The sequence below is a fragment of the Streptomyces minutiscleroticus genome (assembly GCF_014650875.1).
Taxonomy (GTDB): Bacteria; Actinomycetota; Actinomycetes; order Streptomycetales; family Streptomycetaceae; genus Streptomyces; species Streptomyces minutiscleroticus.
The window spans coordinates 81320-94256 of the sequence record NZ_BMVU01000008.1 but is presented as its reverse complement, the minus strand read 5'-3'; the positions used below and the strand labels follow the sequence as shown (position 1 = coordinate 94256).

The window sequence follows — 12937 nt, the reverse complement described above, 5'->3', positions numbered from 1 at the left end:
CCGCCTGCCCACGTCACGCTCCGTCTCCAGCTCGCAGATGCGCTGGTCCTTCTCCCTGGCCCCGGCCCGCAGCCGCTCGAGTTCCGCCCGCTCGCTCGCTCGCTCCCCCGCGGTCGGTCACCCGACGGCTCGGCTGCCGGCCGGTCCGACGACGGTGACCCGTTGCGCCGGGCCCGAGACACCCAGCTGTGCGGTGTCCCGGAAGGGCTGCCCAGATCCGCAGCCACCTCCGGGATCGCGGCTTCCCGGTCTCCGTCACGATCCGTACCGCCCCCTCGCGGAACTCCGCGTCGCAGAGGCGGTTCTTGGACGCGATGACCCCCACTGTCCTTCCGGTCACGGTCTCCACGTGCGAAGGCCACGTGCGGCACCCTACCGACGACGGCCGGCCGCACGTGACGCGTCACGTCAGGCGTCAGGACCTGTGGGCCACAGCGGCGAACCCGCCGTCGGCCGGGACATGCACTCTCAAGGTGTCATGGGCCCTCACCTCGTGGCTCTCCCGTACGAGTCCGTCCGGGCCGTCCCTGACGACGTCGACGGTGTACGTACCGTGCCCCAGGAAACGGAGGGGCACCTTCTCGGTGTGGGCCTTGCCGGCGGTCACGTTGCCCAGGAACCATCGGTCGCCGTCGCGGCGGGCCATGGTGGTCCTCTTGCCGGGTTCGCCGGCCACGAGCCGAGTCTCGTCCCAGGCCGTGGGCACGTCCTCGAGGAACTTCTCCAGCTCCGGGCGCTTGCGGTACTCGTCGAGCGAGCCCGCGAAGTTCTGGAGGCCGGACTCGTAGACCACCGAGAGCGCCAGCTCCGCAGCGTCGGACACCGGAATTCTGCCGGCAACGTCCTCTTCACGGGCGACGGCGACGGTCTGCGGGTCAGCGGCGTCGTCGACTGGGTGGAGACCTCCTGGGGGCCGGCCGACCTGGACGTGGCCCACTGCTCGACGGCCCTGGCTCTGCTGCACGGCGTTTCCGCGGGCATGGACTTCGCCGACCGCTACGTTGCGGCGGGAGGGACGCTGGCCGAAGATCGCGCCGCCCATCTCTACTGGCGTCTGCTGGATGCCTTGGCCTTCGCTCCGGACGCCGAGAAGGTCGCCGTCCCGTAGCGCGAGGTGGGCCGTGCCGATCTGACTCCCACCCGGCTGACCAGGCGGCTGGAGGGATACCTCCAGGCCCTCTTCGCGCGCTACGCCTGAAACCGGATCGACGGTCTGCGAACAGGAGGCCCTGGCCAGCGGGCCCGTCAGGCTGCGAGTTGTTCGAGGCGTTCGACGAGCCGGCCGCGTTCGAAGCGGGCTCCGGCGCGGACGAGAGCGACGAGGTGGGGCGCGTTCACGGCCCGCCACCGGGCCCGGGCGGACTCGACCAGTTTGAAGACCATGGCCAGGGCCGCGGTGGTGACCTGCCGGGGCTGGTGACAGCCGTTGCGGACCACGAGCCGACGGCCGGTCTCGTCCCGCTGATCGGCCAACTCGGCCATACACGCGTTGACTTCGGCCTCCGGGGCGGCGGCGAGCATACTCCTCGCTCCCTCGCGGACGATCTCGTCGATCAGGAAGCCGTTGGCGGTGGTGCCGTCGTCGTTGACTACGCGGAGCACGGGCGTCCCTTCCCGGCCGGTGCTGCGAACACCGGCCTATCGATGACCATCAGTCGATCACTCGGGAAAGTACGCCCTTTGCGTGCTTCCCGAGTTCGGTCCACAGGTCTTGGGCACGGCTCTTCGATTCCTGCGACCGTCCCTCGAGTACCGGTCCGCACATGTTCAGGGCCTCCATGACGGCGGCCTTGCCGTGCTCAGCCGTGCTCGCGGCGCCCTCACATCGCCGGTTTCGCCCGGCTGTCGGCAGCTCTGGTCAGACCGATGCCGACTCCATGCTGACTTCTGTGACGCCTCGTAGGGCTATGCGGCAAGTTCGAGACACGGGCCTCCACCGCCGAGAGGTGATCATTGTCGAGACGCACTCCAGGCAGGTCGCGGGTATCGGGCAGGTGGTCGTACCCAAAGCCCCGCACGACTCCCTGCACATCCTGGACGCGCTGCCGAACCTCGACGGCGGGGTCGAGCCGGAGACGGCGACCACCGACAACGCCTCCTACTCCGACATGGTGTCCGGCCCGTTCAAGACCCTCGGCCACAACCTCGGCCCGAGGTTCCGCGGCCCGGACGACCAGCGGTTCTGGTGGGCCACGACGCCCGGGGCCGAGACGGGTCCATACGGCGCGGTGGAGGACCCGGCCCCCACCCGCGTGAACCTGAACAAGGTGATCACGCACTGGCCGGACATGCCGAAGGTCGCCGGTTCCCTGGTCACCGACCAGGGCCGGGCCTACGAACTGCTATGCATGTTCGAACACGAGGGGCGACGACTCCGCTGGGCGCGGCGTGCGCAGCGTACGGACAGATCGTCAAGACCGGGCACCTGTCGCCCCCTCACGGTTCCACTGCCTTCAACCGGCTGCGTATATCGGGCAACTCCCTGTGCGGCCACGGAGATTCGGGGATCATGGTGGCCATGACCGAGAATTTGAGCGAAACGACTCCAAGCAGTGAGGTCAGGGCGCTCCTGCGGGTTCTGGACGGACAGCGGCGTCACGTTCTCGGCATCCTCGACGGACTCGACGCGAAGGATCTGCGACGGCCCGTGCTGCCTTCCGGATGGCACTTCTTGGGACTGGTCCAGCACCTCGCGCTGGATGTGGAGCGGTTCTGGTTCCGCGCGGTCGTAGCCGGGGACGAAGCGGTCGTCCGCGGCCTGACGAGCGGCGACGAAGCGTGGAAGGTGGCCCCGGAAGTGCCGGCCACCGACGTGCTCGACCGATACCGGCAGGAGACAGAACTCGCCGACGCCGTCATCACCGCCACCCCCGCCGACGCCGCATTGGCCTGGTGGCCCCGCGACCTGTTCGGTGAACCGCACCTGCACACCGTGCGCGACGTCCTGCTGCATGTCATCGCCGAAACCGCGTGCCACGCCGGCCATCTCGACGCGGCCCGAGAGCTGATCGACGGCCGCCGCTGGCTGGTCCTGACCTAGAAATCCGGGTGCGGCTTCGCGCTCCTCGTGCCGAAGCCGCCTGCGGGACGAACGACCACCGCGTGATCACCGAAGGGTGTGCGGACCGACGCAGATCGCTCGGCGGCCGCGAGCCGTGACAGGGACGCCGCCCGGCTCTCCCCGCTCAAGCACCGTGACCTGAACCCGCTCGGCCGCCACAGCTTCACCGCCGGCGTTCCGGCCGCCGGCGCCCTGCGCCCGCTGCGTGATCGCGACGCGCCGGAGCCGGACGAGGACGGCGACGGGAACCGGCAGGACCGATCGGGGCGGCCAGGAAGGTGCCGGGCCGTCCCCGTCTCCGGCAGGCCGGACCCGTGTGGGACGCCGTCGTGGATGCGGCTGAGCAGACGGACCCGACGGCGGTGATGGTCCCGTCGAGACGCGGACTACCGGGAGCGTTGCTGGATCTCGGCGAGCCCGGCGAGTGCTGCGGCCATACCCGGCAGGACGTCGGCCGGGATGTGGTCGAGGACGCGGCGCCGGGCGCTGGCGACGTGAGCGGGCCGGGCGGCCCGCATGGCGCGGAGACCGGAATCGGTGAGGACGGCTTCGCTGCCGCGGGCGTCCTGGCCGTGGCGTTCCTTGTGCACCATGTCGTGGCGGGAGAGGCCGTCGATGATGCGTGTGATGCGCGAGGGCGTCAGACCGGAGGCCGCGGCGAGCGCGGACATGCGCATGCGGCGGTCGGGTGCTTCGCTCAGCAGCAGGAGGACGGCGAATTCGGTCATGGTCACGCCGGTGCGGGACATGTCCTCCTCCAGTAGGCGCGGCAGGGAGTGCACCAGGCGGCCCAGGCTCTGCCACAGCAGAAGTTCGTCGCCGGTGAGGTGATCGGTCGCGGGTGCGGTGTCGTCCATGCCTCCTACTCTATTTGACGAAGCAAGCAAGTAGAGTGATTATTGCTGAAGCAAGCAACTAAGGAGGTGGGCCATGACTGCCCCGGCACCGGCCCCGGCAGGGTTCGAGCACGCGCGGGCCGACCTCGACGGCATCCGCATCCACTACGTGAAGGGCGGAACGGGCCCCGCCGTGGTCCTGGTGCACGGCTGGCCGTTCAGCTGGATCGAATGGCGTGCGGCCATGCCACTGCTGGCCGGGCGCGGCTTCACCGTCATCGCCCCCGACCTGCGCGGCTCGGGCGACTCGCAGATCCCGGCCGGACACTGGACCAAACGTGAGGAGGCCGAGGACCTCCACCGGCTGCTGACGCACCTCGGCCACGACCGCGCCTTCGTGGTCGGCACCGACGTCGGCACGATGACCGTGCACGCCTGGGCCCAGCACCACCCCACGGACGTGGAACGGCTCGTGCTCAGCGAGGCGTTCCTGCCCGGCTTCGGCCTCGAGGAGCACATGAACCCCGCCACCGGCGGCTCGTGGCACTTCGGATTCCACGCACAGAGCGAGCTGGCGGCCCTGCTCACGGCCGGCAGGGAGGAGCAGTACCTCTCCGGGTTCTGGTCGGTGATGAACCGCGGCGGCATCACCGACGCCGACCGCGCGGACCTGCTGCGCGTCTACACCCGCCCCGACGCGATGCGCGGCGGCTTCGAGCACTACGCCACCCTCGTCCAGGACGGGCGGCAGGCCCGGACCGGGCCCCGCCTGACCATGCCCGTCCTGGTCCTGAACGGCGAGTACGGGCTGCCCCAGAACGTCCTGCTGGACGGCGTCCGCGACGCCGCGGCCGACGTGCGCGCCGACATCGTCCCGGACGCGGCCCACACCTTCGCCGCCGACAACCCCACGTGGACGGCCGACCGGCTCGCCCGCTTCTTCACCACCACCCCCGCCGTCTGACACTCGGCCCTCCGTACCACACCGAAAATGGAGCACACCGTGCAGATCCTCGTCATCGGAGCCACCGGCTACGCCGGCCGCCGCGTCTCCACCGCCCTGGCCCGCGCCGGACACACCGTCCTCGGACTCGCGCGCGACACCGCCTCCCCCGCCGCCCGTGCGCTCGTCGCTGACGAAGTCACCCCGGTCCCGGGCGACTTCTCACGGCCCGAGACGTGGCGAGGTCACCTGGAAGGAACCGACGCCGTCGTCCACCTCCTCATGGACATGAGCGACCCCGTCGGCAGCGACCGGCGCCTGTTCGCCGAACTCCTCGCCGCCCAGGAACGCGACGGACGCCGCCGCCACCTGGTGTTCACCACCGGTATCTCCTCCTACGGACGCACCGGCCTTGCGCTGATGGACGAGAACACCCCCGGCAACCCCGACAGTCCCATCGGCTTCCGCTTCGCCCTGGAGAAGGACCTGGCCGCCTCCGGACTCGCCCACACCGTCGTGCGGCCCGGCTTCATGTACGGCGGCCCGGCCGGCACCTCGATGACCGGGCAGTGGTTCGCCGCGGCCGAGGCAGGCACCCCCGTCTTCTACGGCGACACCGCCAAGCGGTGGAGCTGGGTCCACGTCGACGACCTCGCCGACGCCTACGTCCGCATCCTCGACAACCCGGCGGCGGTCGACAAGGAGACGTTCGTCATCGCCGACGACCAACGCCTCAGCGCCCTGGACATGCAGCGCGCGGCCGTGCGGGCGGCCGGTTTCACCGGCGAGATCACACTGGAGAGCGCGGAGGCGGGCGGCATGATGCAGATGGCCGCCGACCAGGACGAACTCGTCACCAGCGCCAAGGCCCACCGCCTGCTCGGCTGGCACCCGCGCCACACCGCCTTCACCGACAACCCCGAGCTCCACTACCGGGCATGGAAGGCCGCCCAGCCCACCTCCTGACCCGGCCCTCAGACCGCGGCTGCCTGTCGTCAGACGATGGCGAGCTCAAGTGGTCAGCGCAGCACTGCTGTTCACTGATCGCTTCGGAATGAGGCGCGGAGGCGCCTGAAGCAGACGACGCCACAGGCGAGTCGGAGCAGGGCCTGGTGGAGGTCGGCGCGTATCTCACAGCGGATGCGCAGGCGCTCGGACTGGTGGGGCCAGGCAGAGGTGCGCTCGACGACCCAGCGGGTCCTGCCCGCTCAGGTCGGCCCCCGGGGATGCCGCAGGGGCGGCAGCGCCGGGCGGTGGAGGGCGAGGGGTCGGGCCTCGAAGGGTCTGCTCCTCATCGCAGGCGGGCAGGACACGCTCCCTTGGCGCGGGCACTCCCCGTGCGCACGGGGAGTGAGGCGGCCGGTACGGTAGGGAACCTGCGCATCCCCCCGTGGCTCCAGGCGTGAGAAGTCGATCCGGCTCCACTCCGCGTAACGATGCGCGGATCTTGGAGGTTGGCTGATCTCCGGTGGGAGGTGCGGGATGAGTTTCCGATTGGCGGCGTACGCCGTGTGCATCGAGGACGGGCGGGTGCTGCTCGCTCGTCACGTGCCGACGGAGGGCGAGAGCAACTGGACGCTTCCGGGCGGCAGAGTCGAGCACGGGGAGGATCCGTTCGACGCGGTGATCCGGGAGGTCGCCGAGGAGACCGGATGCGCTGCGGTGGTGGATCGCCTGCTGGGAGTGGACTCACGGGTGATCCCCGCGGCCGTCGCGCGTGCGGGGGTCGAGCACCAGAATGTCGGCGTCTTCTACCGGGTCCGTATCACCGGCGGTCGGCCCCGGCCTGAGCCGAACGGCGACGTCGCCGAGTCGGCCTGGACTCCGTTCGCCCACGTGGCCGGCCTGCGTCGGTCATCGCTGGTCGACATCGGCCTCGCCCTGGCACAAACCCTGCCAGCAACCGGCCATGTCGCTCCTGTCCCGGTCGGCGGCCTGATCCAGCACTGAGATCAGCACGGCAACCGCACCAGGAACACCGTCTCCACATGCGGTCGGCTCGTCACGCAGACGTCTCCGCCGTGTGCCTGCACCAGCTGTCCGACGATGGACAGGCCCGGTCCGCTGCCTCCCGTCCGCCTGCTGCGGGACTGTTCGGCCCGCCAGAAGCGGTCGAACACCCGGGGCAGGTCCTCGTGGCTGATGCCGCTGCCCGTGTCCTTCACCTCGATGGCGACGGCGCCTGCCACGCGGCGGGCGCGGAGGGTGACGCGGCCGTTCCTGCGGCAGTGGCGGTGGGCGTGGTCATCCGGTGGTGTTCCGGTCCCGAAGGGCCGCCGCGGTCGAGCGCGTCATTTCTCGGCCGGGGCGGGGACTCGGGGGAGGCGTAGCTGGAAGCACGCTCCGAGGGTCCGGGGAGCGAGGGTGAGGGTGCCTCGGTGGCGGTGGGCCAGGTCACGGGCGATGGCGAGGCCCAGGCCGGTGCCGCCGTGGTCGCGGGAGCGGGCGTCGTCGAGCCGGACGAAGCGTTCGAAGACGTGCTCGGCGTCCTCGGTGGGCACGCCCGGTCCGTCGTCGTGCACCGTGAGGACCACCCAGGCGTCCTGGTTCCGGACGGTGATCTGAATGCGGTGTGCGGCGTGGCGGACGGCGTTGTCGATGAGGTTGCGCAGCAGCCGTTCGAATTCGTCGGGGTTTCCGTGTACGTGTGCGGGGGCGGTGCCGTCGCAGGTGAGGGTCAACGGCCGTTCGGTGAGGGGGTACTGCTCGGCCAGCCGGGAGGCGAGGGCTGCCAGGTCGACGGTTTCGGGGCCGGCCGCGGGGGTGCGGGTGTCGAGGCGGGCGAGGAGCAGCAGGTCTTCGGCGAGGGCCTGGAGGCGGCGGGTCTGCCGTGCGGCGGTGGTGGCCGCGGCGGGCCAGTCGGTGCGTTCCGGGTAGGCGAGCGCGACTTCCAGGCTGGCCAGCGGTGTGGTGAGGGGGCTGCGCAGTTCGTGGGCGGCGTCCGCGACGAAGCGGCGTTGCCGGGCGGCGGCGTTGTCGAGGCGTTGGAGGGTGGTGTTGATGGTGGTGGCCAGGGCGGTGATCTCGTGTCCTGTGGCGGGGACGGTGACGCGTTCGCGGGGGTCGCTCGCGGTGACCGAGGCGGTGAGGACGCGGATGGCTTCGACCGGCCGCAGCGCGATCCGGACGGCGGAGTAGGCGACGGCGGCGATCAGTACGAGGGTGACGAGCCCGGCGGGCAGCAGCAGGCGGTCGGTGGTCTTGGTGATCGTCTCGGCCGTGTCCGGGAGCACCACCACGTAGACCCGCAGCCTGGCGTCGGCGGCGACGCCCAGAGCGGCAGCCTTGTCACCGCCGAGTTCATCGGCGCTGATATCGGTGGACATGACCATGTAGGTCCCGTTGGCCGGATCGAATCCGTCCCCGGGATTGCCGTCGCGGCGCCCAGGTATGCGGACGGGGCGGATCGTCAAGTACCCGGACTCCTTGGCCTCCGTCGGGGCGGGCAGCACGTGACGGGTTCCGGGACCGAAGTCGTGCATGCCTCCGCCGTGGGCGACAGCGGTGCGTCGTCCGGTCGCGACGACCTCGTACGGCACGGCGCTTCTGTGGACGGGAACCACACCCTCGTTCAGCTGGTCGGCAAGGGTCCAGAGCTGCGTCTCCGCTTGTTCTTCGGCGATCCGCGTGCTCTCGCGGTAGACGTCGCGGTGCACCCACCAGCCGGTGCCGACCAGGACGACGGCGGTGGCCGAGGCGGCGGCCAGGGCCGCGCGGGCTCGTACCGAACGCGGCCGCCAGCGGCGTCGCGGCTCAGTCGCGTTCACGGTCGTCCACCAGCCGGTAGCCGATACCTCGTACGGTCTGCAGGGACTTCCGGTGGAACGCTGCGTCCACCTTCTTGCGCAGGGCGCTGACGTGCGCCTCCACCAGGTTGGGATCGACCGCTTCGTCGGGCCACGCGTGATAGAGCAGATCCGTTTTGGAGACCGCCTGTCCCGCCCGGCGGGCCAGCAGCTCCAGCACGGCGAACTCCCGGGGTGTGAGTTCCACCCGGGCCCCGGCCCGGCGGCAGACCCGGCCGGCGACGTCCAACGAGAGGTCGCTCCCGGCGAGGACGGGCGGGGCGACCGCGGCGGCTCGTCTGGCCAGGGCCCGCAGCCGTGCGACGAGCACCAGGTAGGAGAAGGGTTTGGCCAGCTAGTCGTCGGCGCCCGTGTCCAGGGCCTCCGCCTGGTCCCACTCCCCGTCCTTGGCGGTGAGTACCAGGATGGGGGTTGCGTTGCCCTCCCGGCGCAGTTGGGCGCAGACCTTGTAGCCGTTGAGTCCGGGCAGCGTCAAGTCCAGTACGACGAGGGCGTAGTCGCCGGTCCGGGTCATCCACTGTCCCTGCTGGCCGTCATGGGCGAGGTCGACGCTGTAGCCCTCGGCGGTCAGACCGGTGTGCAGGGTGTGGGCAAGGTCCACCTCGTCTTCGACCACCAGTATGCGCATGTGGTGCAGCCTCGCACAGTGCCGGCCCGCCTTCCTGATCGGCCGGTCAGGTGGGGTCAGCAACCGGTCAACGGGGTTCGGGCACCTTGGCGGAGTGTCCTCGCCGCTGCTGAAAGGCCCTGCCTCCGATGTCCCTCGATGAACGTACCCCCGCCGTGGCCGGGTCGGTTCCCCCTCCCGCGCCCACCCGTCGACGATCACCGAGCCCGGCCGAAGCCGTTGCCGTCATCGCGCCCTTGTCGCTGACCATCGCTCTGGGACTCTGGGGTGTCCGCAGGAAGAACACCATGTGGGGGGACGAGTCCGTCACCTGTCAGCTCGCACACCGCGATCTTTCGCAGATATGGCTCACCGCCCAGAACGTCGATCTGGTCCATGCCCCCTATTACGCCGTAATACATGAGGTCTTCGGCCTCTTCCGCGCAGGACTGCTGACGTTGCGGCTGCCGTCCGTGCTGGCCATGTCCGTCGCGGCGGGCGGAGTCGGGCTTCTGGGGCTACGCCTGGCGGGACCCCGTGCCGGGCTGCTGGCCGGGCTGGTGTTCCCGCTCCTTCCCCAGGTACAGAAGTACACGCAGGAAGGCCGCTCGTATGCCATGGTCTGCGCCCTGGTCACCTGGGCCACCTACGCGCTCGTGGTCAGCGTCCCGCATCGCACCCGATGGCGGTGGGCGGTCTACGGCTCCCTCATGCTGCTGGCCCGTCTGCTCCATGAGTTCGCGGTCCTCGCCCTGGTCGCGCACGGCGTCACACTGGCCGTCTCCCGTGTTCCACGAGCGGTGCTGAGGATGTGGAGTGCGGCTGCCTCGGGCGTTGTGGCCGGACTGCTGCCGCTGGCGATCTGCAGTGCGGGGCAGTCGGAACAGGTGTCCTGGATCGGCGGACCGGTGCGGCTTCCTGGTGTCCTGGTCGTGGCGCCCCTGGGCGCGAGGGGACCCGTGCGGCTCTCCGTGCCGGCCGTGCCGATTCTTGTGCTTCCGACTCTTCTGCTGCTGGTCACCTCACTGGTCAAGCCCATTTTCGTCGACCGGTACGTGCTCTACGGCAGTATCGGAGGTGCGTTGCTGCTGGGCGCCTGGATGGATTACTTCCACCGGCTGCGGCAGTCTCGCCGCAACGCGTGGATCGCGGCCGTCGCCGTACTGGCCGCGCTCGTCCCGCCGAGCCTTGCGCTGAGGACGCCCCAGAGCCGGAGCAATGACGTCACCGCCATCGGCCCCACCGTACGCAAGGAAGGCCGTCCCGGCGACGGGCTGCTCTATCTCTCCGGTCAGCAACGGATCTTGACCGCGGCCGATCCCGAGGACACCCGTTTTCTGACGGATCTGGCCCTGGCACAGGACCCCGTTTCATCGAACACGCTTGCGGGTATCGAGCTTCCCGCCCAGGACATCGCGACACGCATGCTGGAGTTCGACCGGATCGTCGCGGTCCGCGCGGCGGGTGCCCACTCGCCGGCCGACCCGCGGGAGCAAGCGAAAACAAGCAGCTTGCGGCGCCACTTCCGTGAGCACGGAACAACCCATGTCAATGGAGCGCGAGTCACCGTCTATGTCCGGGACCACGACCCGTCTCCGAAGGCCACTCCTGGATCCGACGGACGGGGAGCGAGCGGCAAGTGACGGGGTGACGACCACGACTGGTGCCGGCCCGATAGGTCTCGCGGGCCACGTAGCGCTTGAGGCACCGTACGACTTCGCACTTGGTCCTGCCCTGTGCGGTGCGTCGTTGCAGGTACAGCCGGGTGCGTTCTCTGTTCGTGCGAGTCGGGACGTCAGACTTTCGTCATGGACAGACCGGACGGAATGATGCCCGGCGCGCCTAGGGTCGTCGCCCATGAGAGTTCTCCCCCCTTCGTCCGCCGGTCCCTGGCGCAGTCCGCTGCGCGGTCCGTGGCTGACCTCGGTCCTGGGGATGGTGCTGCTGGTCGGCATCCCCGTGCTGTTCGTCACCGGTCTGCTGTCGTACGCCGCGTACAACCCGGACCTGTCCCCCGTCAACGACAAAACCCCGGACAAAGGCTTACTGGGTCTCTACCTCTTCTCGTGGCCGACCCACCCGTACTGGCTCTACCGACTCACCCAGGGCATACACGTCACCTTCGGCATCATGCTGGTGCCGGTGCTGCTGGCCAAGCTGTGGTCGGTGGTCCCCAAGCTCTTCGCGCTGCCGCCCCTCCGCTCGGTGGGCCATGCACTGGAACGGCTCTCCCTGCTGCTGCTGGTCGGCGGGGGCCTGTTCGAGTTCACCACCGGCCTGCTGAACGTCCAGTTGGACTACGTCTTCCCGGGCTCGTTCTATCCGCTGCACTTCTACGGCGCGTGGGTGTTCCTCGGTGCCGTCCTCGCCCATGTCGCACTGCGGCTGCCCGCCGCCCTGCGTGCGATCCGCACCCTCGATCTGCGCGCCGAACTGCGCACGCCGACCGTACGCACCCGGCCCGAACCCGCCGACGCCGGCGGACTGGTGCCCGGCCGTCCGGCGGAGCCGACCATGTCACGGCGCGGCGCGCTGGGCATGGTCGGGCTCGGCTCCGCGGCGCTGTTCCTGGTCACGGCGGGCCAGAGCGTCGGCGGACCGCTGCGCCGCACCGCCCTGCTGGCACCGCACGGACGTGCCCCCGGTTCCGGGCCGAACGGCTTTCCGGTGAACAAGACGGCAGCGGCCGCCCGTGTGGGGCTCCGGGACACCGGTGCAGGCTGGCGGCTCACCGTCCGGGGCAACGGACACACCGTCCGGCTGACGCTGGACGAGCTGCGCCGACTCCCCCAGCACGGATCGTCACTGCCCATCGCCTGTGTGGAGGGCTGGTCCACCGGCGACCAGTACTGGGAGGGAGTGCGGCTGCGCGACCTCGCGGCACTGGTCGGCCATCACGCCGATGCACCGGATGTGTTCGTGGAGTCGGTCCAACCGGCCGGCTCCTTCCGCGCGGTGGCGCTGCGCGCCAACCAGGTCGGCGACCCGCGATCCCTGCTCGCCCTGCGCGTGGGAGGGGCCGACCTCTCCCTCGACCACGGCCGGCCCGCGCGCGTCATCGTGCCCAACGCGCCCGGCGTGATGAACACCAAATGGGTGCGCCGGCTCACCTTCGGGTCCACGGATGTCGGGGAGCGCACGTGAAACGCCTGCTCCGCACCCTGTACGGAGAACCGCCCCTGCACCTGACGGTCCTGCTGACCTCCTTCGTCCTGTGCGGCTACGCCCTTGCGCGGTTGCTGGCCGGCGACTGGTGGGCGGTGCTGCAGTGGCTCGTCGGCGCGGCGCTCGTCCACGACTTGGTGCTGGTTCCGCTGTACGCGGGGGCGGACTGGCTGTTCCACAGGGTGGTGTGCGGACGTCGGCCCCGGTCGCGGGCGCGGACCGCTCTCGTCCTTCACGTTCGCGTCCCGGCGTTCGTCTCCCTGTTGCTGCTGCTGGTCCACTGGCCGCTGATCTCCCAGGCCGCCGGGCGGCGTTACCGGGCGGCGACGCTGCTCGCTCCGGACGTGTTCCTCGGGCGGTGGCTGCTGATCACTGCCGTCCTCTTCACGGTGTCGGGTCTGCTCTTGGCGCTGCGCACGTGGCGGGCCCGTCGGCGGCCGGGGTCCGCCGAGGTCTTACCAAGTGCTGACGTGCCGGTCGGAACCGGGCGTCCGGCTCGCCACCGGTCCTAGCGTGGGG

At 70.4% G+C, this 12937-nt stretch carries 12 protein-coding genes and 7 pseudogenes; 9 read left to right on the top strand and 10 right to left on the bottom strand.

What is annotated here, in order from left to right:
- Positions 1-415 precede the first annotated feature (415 nt).
- Entirely contained in the window at positions 416-646 is a 231-nt protein-coding gene (locus IE271_RS43920) for a glycoside hydrolase family 97 C-terminal domain-containing protein (RefSeq protein WP_373308754.1), read from the bottom strand.
- Between IE271_RS43920 and IE271_RS12095 the strand changes: the two are divergent.
- Positions 646-1198: pseudogene (locus tag IE271_RS12095) on the top strand (phosphotransferase); the annotation flags it as partial. The gene IE271_RS43920 and the pseudogene IE271_RS12095 sit on opposite strands and share 1 nt — an antisense overlap.
- A gap of 47 nt (positions 1199-1245) precedes the next feature.
- Here the strand turns inward: IE271_RS12095 and IE271_RS43915 are convergent.
- Positions 1246-1395, bottom strand: a pseudogene (locus tag IE271_RS43915) (IS256 family transposase); the annotation flags it as partial.
- A pseudogene (locus IE271_RS44330) lies at positions 1390-1602 on the bottom strand (IS256 family transposase); the annotation flags it as partial. The pseudogenes IE271_RS44330 and IE271_RS43915, both read right to left, overlap by 6 nt.
- Before the next feature lie 368 nt (positions 1603-1970).
- Between IE271_RS44330 and IE271_RS43910 the strand changes: the two are divergent.
- Together IE271_RS43910 and IE271_RS12080 are read left to right on the top strand one after the other, a co-directional pair.
- Positions 1971-2428, top strand: a pseudogene (locus IE271_RS43910) (Tn3 family transposase); the annotation flags it as partial.
- A 90-nt stretch (positions 2429-2518) separates the two neighbouring features.
- The gene (locus tag IE271_RS12080) at positions 2519-3040 is read left to right on the top strand and encodes a DinB family protein (protein ID WP_229919281.1); all 522 of its coding nucleotides are present in this window, start codon (positions 2519-2521) and stop codon (positions 3038-3040) included.
- Positions 3041-3447: 407 nt separating this feature from the next.
- Here the strand turns inward: IE271_RS12080 and IE271_RS12075 are convergent, their stop codons facing one another.
- Positions 3448-3918: a MarR family winged helix-turn-helix transcriptional regulator gene (locus IE271_RS12075; RefSeq protein ID WP_190190251.1), complete on the bottom strand. Its 471-nt coding sequence runs from the start codon at positions 3916-3918 to the stop codon at positions 3448-3450.
- A gap of 73 nt (positions 3919-3991) precedes the next feature.
- Here IE271_RS12075 and IE271_RS12070 point away from each other — a divergent pair, with 73 nt between their 5' ends.
- Both IE271_RS12070 and IE271_RS12065 read left to right on the top strand, forming a co-directional pair.
- A complete protein-coding gene (locus tag IE271_RS12070; protein WP_190190250.1) occupies positions 3992-4861 on the top strand; it encodes an alpha/beta fold hydrolase in 870 nt (289 codons plus the stop codon).
- Positions 4862-4888: 27 nt separating this feature from the next.
- Positions 4889-5806 (top strand): NAD-dependent epimerase/dehydratase family protein, encoded by a 918-nt coding sequence (locus tag IE271_RS12065; RefSeq protein WP_229919280.1) that lies wholly within the window; start codon positions 4889-4891, stop codon positions 5804-5806.
- 71 nt (positions 5807-5877) lie between these two features.
- Here the strand turns inward: IE271_RS12065 and IE271_RS41915 are convergent.
- Positions 5878-6045, bottom strand: a pseudogene (locus tag IE271_RS41915) (IS5/IS1182 family transposase); the annotation flags it as partial.
- 277 nt (positions 6046-6322) lie between these two features.
- On the opposite strand from IE271_RS41915, the gene IE271_RS12060 reads away from it, so the two are divergent.
- Entirely contained in the window at positions 6323-6790 is a 468-nt protein-coding gene (locus tag IE271_RS12060) for an NUDIX hydrolase (RefSeq protein ID WP_190190249.1), read from the top strand.
- A 2-nt stretch (positions 6791-6792) separates the two neighbouring features.
- Here the strand turns inward: IE271_RS12060 and IE271_RS12055 are convergent.
- The 4 genes and pseudogenes from IE271_RS12055 to IE271_RS44450 form a co-directional block, all read right to left on the bottom strand.
- Positions 6793-7083 (bottom strand): annotated as a pseudogene (locus IE271_RS12055) (sensor histidine kinase); the annotation flags it as partial.
- Positions 7084-7131: 48 nt separating this feature from the next.
- Positions 7132-8607 carry a sensor histidine kinase gene (locus tag IE271_RS12050; RefSeq protein ID WP_190190248.1) on the bottom strand — a complete coding sequence of 492 codons (1476 nt, stop codon included), beginning with the start codon at positions 8605-8607 and terminating at the stop codon, positions 7132-7134.
- Positions 8594-8806: a winged helix-turn-helix domain-containing protein gene (locus IE271_RS44455; protein WP_506005290.1), complete on the bottom strand. Its 213-nt coding sequence runs from the start codon at positions 8804-8806 to the stop codon at positions 8594-8596. Before IE271_RS44455 ends, IE271_RS12050 begins: the two co-directional genes overlap by 14 nt.
- 174 nt (positions 8807-8980) lie before the next feature.
- Positions 8981-9274 carry a response regulator gene (locus tag IE271_RS44450; RefSeq protein ID WP_506005291.1) on the bottom strand — a complete coding sequence of 98 codons (294 nt, stop codon included), beginning with the start codon at positions 9272-9274 and terminating at the stop codon, positions 8981-8983.
- Between the two features lie 128 nt (positions 9275-9402).
- On the opposite strand from IE271_RS44450, the gene IE271_RS12040 reads away from it, so the two are divergent.
- Positions 9403-10896: a glycosyltransferase family 39 protein gene (locus IE271_RS12040; RefSeq protein ID WP_190190247.1), complete on the top strand. Its 1494-nt coding sequence runs from the start codon at positions 9403-9405 to the stop codon at positions 10894-10896.
- Here the strand turns inward: IE271_RS12040 and IE271_RS44325 are convergent.
- Positions 10817-11026: pseudogene (locus IE271_RS44325) on the bottom strand (hypothetical protein); the annotation flags it as partial. The gene IE271_RS12040 and the pseudogene IE271_RS44325 overlap by 80 nt on opposite strands.
- An 84-nt stretch (positions 11027-11110) precedes the next feature.
- Between IE271_RS44325 and IE271_RS12035 the strand changes: the two are divergent.
- Both IE271_RS12035 and IE271_RS12030 read left to right on the top strand, forming a co-directional pair.
- A complete protein-coding gene (locus IE271_RS12035; RefSeq protein WP_190190246.1) occupies positions 11111-12397 on the top strand; it encodes a molybdopterin-dependent oxidoreductase in 1287 nt (428 codons plus the stop codon).
- Complete coding sequence (locus tag IE271_RS12030; protein ID WP_229919279.1) at positions 12394-12930, top strand: hypothetical protein; 537 nt, start codon at positions 12394-12396, stop codon at positions 12928-12930. The genes IE271_RS12035 and IE271_RS12030 overlap by 4 nt, the downstream gene beginning before the upstream one ends.
- Positions 12931-12937: the final 7 nt, after the last annotated feature.

Coding starts and splice junctions, on each gene's coding strand:
- IE271_RS12070 (WP_190190250.1), top strand. CDS start 3,992: ATGACTGCCCCGGCACCGGCCCCGGCAGGGTTCGAGCACGCGCGGGCC.
- IE271_RS12060 (WP_190190249.1), top strand. CDS start 6,323: ATGAGTTTCCGATTGGCGGCGTACGCCGTGTGCATCGAGGACGGGCGG.
- IE271_RS12040 (WP_190190247.1), top strand. CDS start 9,403: ATGTCCCTCGATGAACGTACCCCCGCCGTGGCCGGGTCGGTTCCCCCT.
- IE271_RS12035 (WP_190190246.1), top strand. CDS start 11,111: ATGAGAGTTCTCCCCCCTTCGTCCGCCGGTCCCTGGCGCAGTCCGCTG.
- IE271_RS12075 (WP_190190251.1), bottom strand. CDS start 3,918: ATGGACGACACCGCACCCGCGACCGATCACCTCACCGGCGACGAACTT.
- IE271_RS12080 (WP_229919281.1), top strand. CDS start 2,519: ATGACCGAGAATTTGAGCGAAACGACTCCAAGCAGTGAGGTCAGGGCG.
- IE271_RS12065 (WP_229919280.1), top strand. CDS start 4,889: ATGGAGCACACCGTGCAGATCCTCGTCATCGGAGCCACCGGCTACGCC.
- IE271_RS43920 (WP_373308754.1), bottom strand. CDS start 646: ATGGCCCGCCGCGACGGCGACCGATGGTTCCTGGGCAACGTGACCGCC.
- IE271_RS44450 (WP_506005291.1), bottom strand. CDS start 9,274: ATGCGCATACTGGTGGTCGAAGACGAGGTGGACCTTGCCCACACCCTG.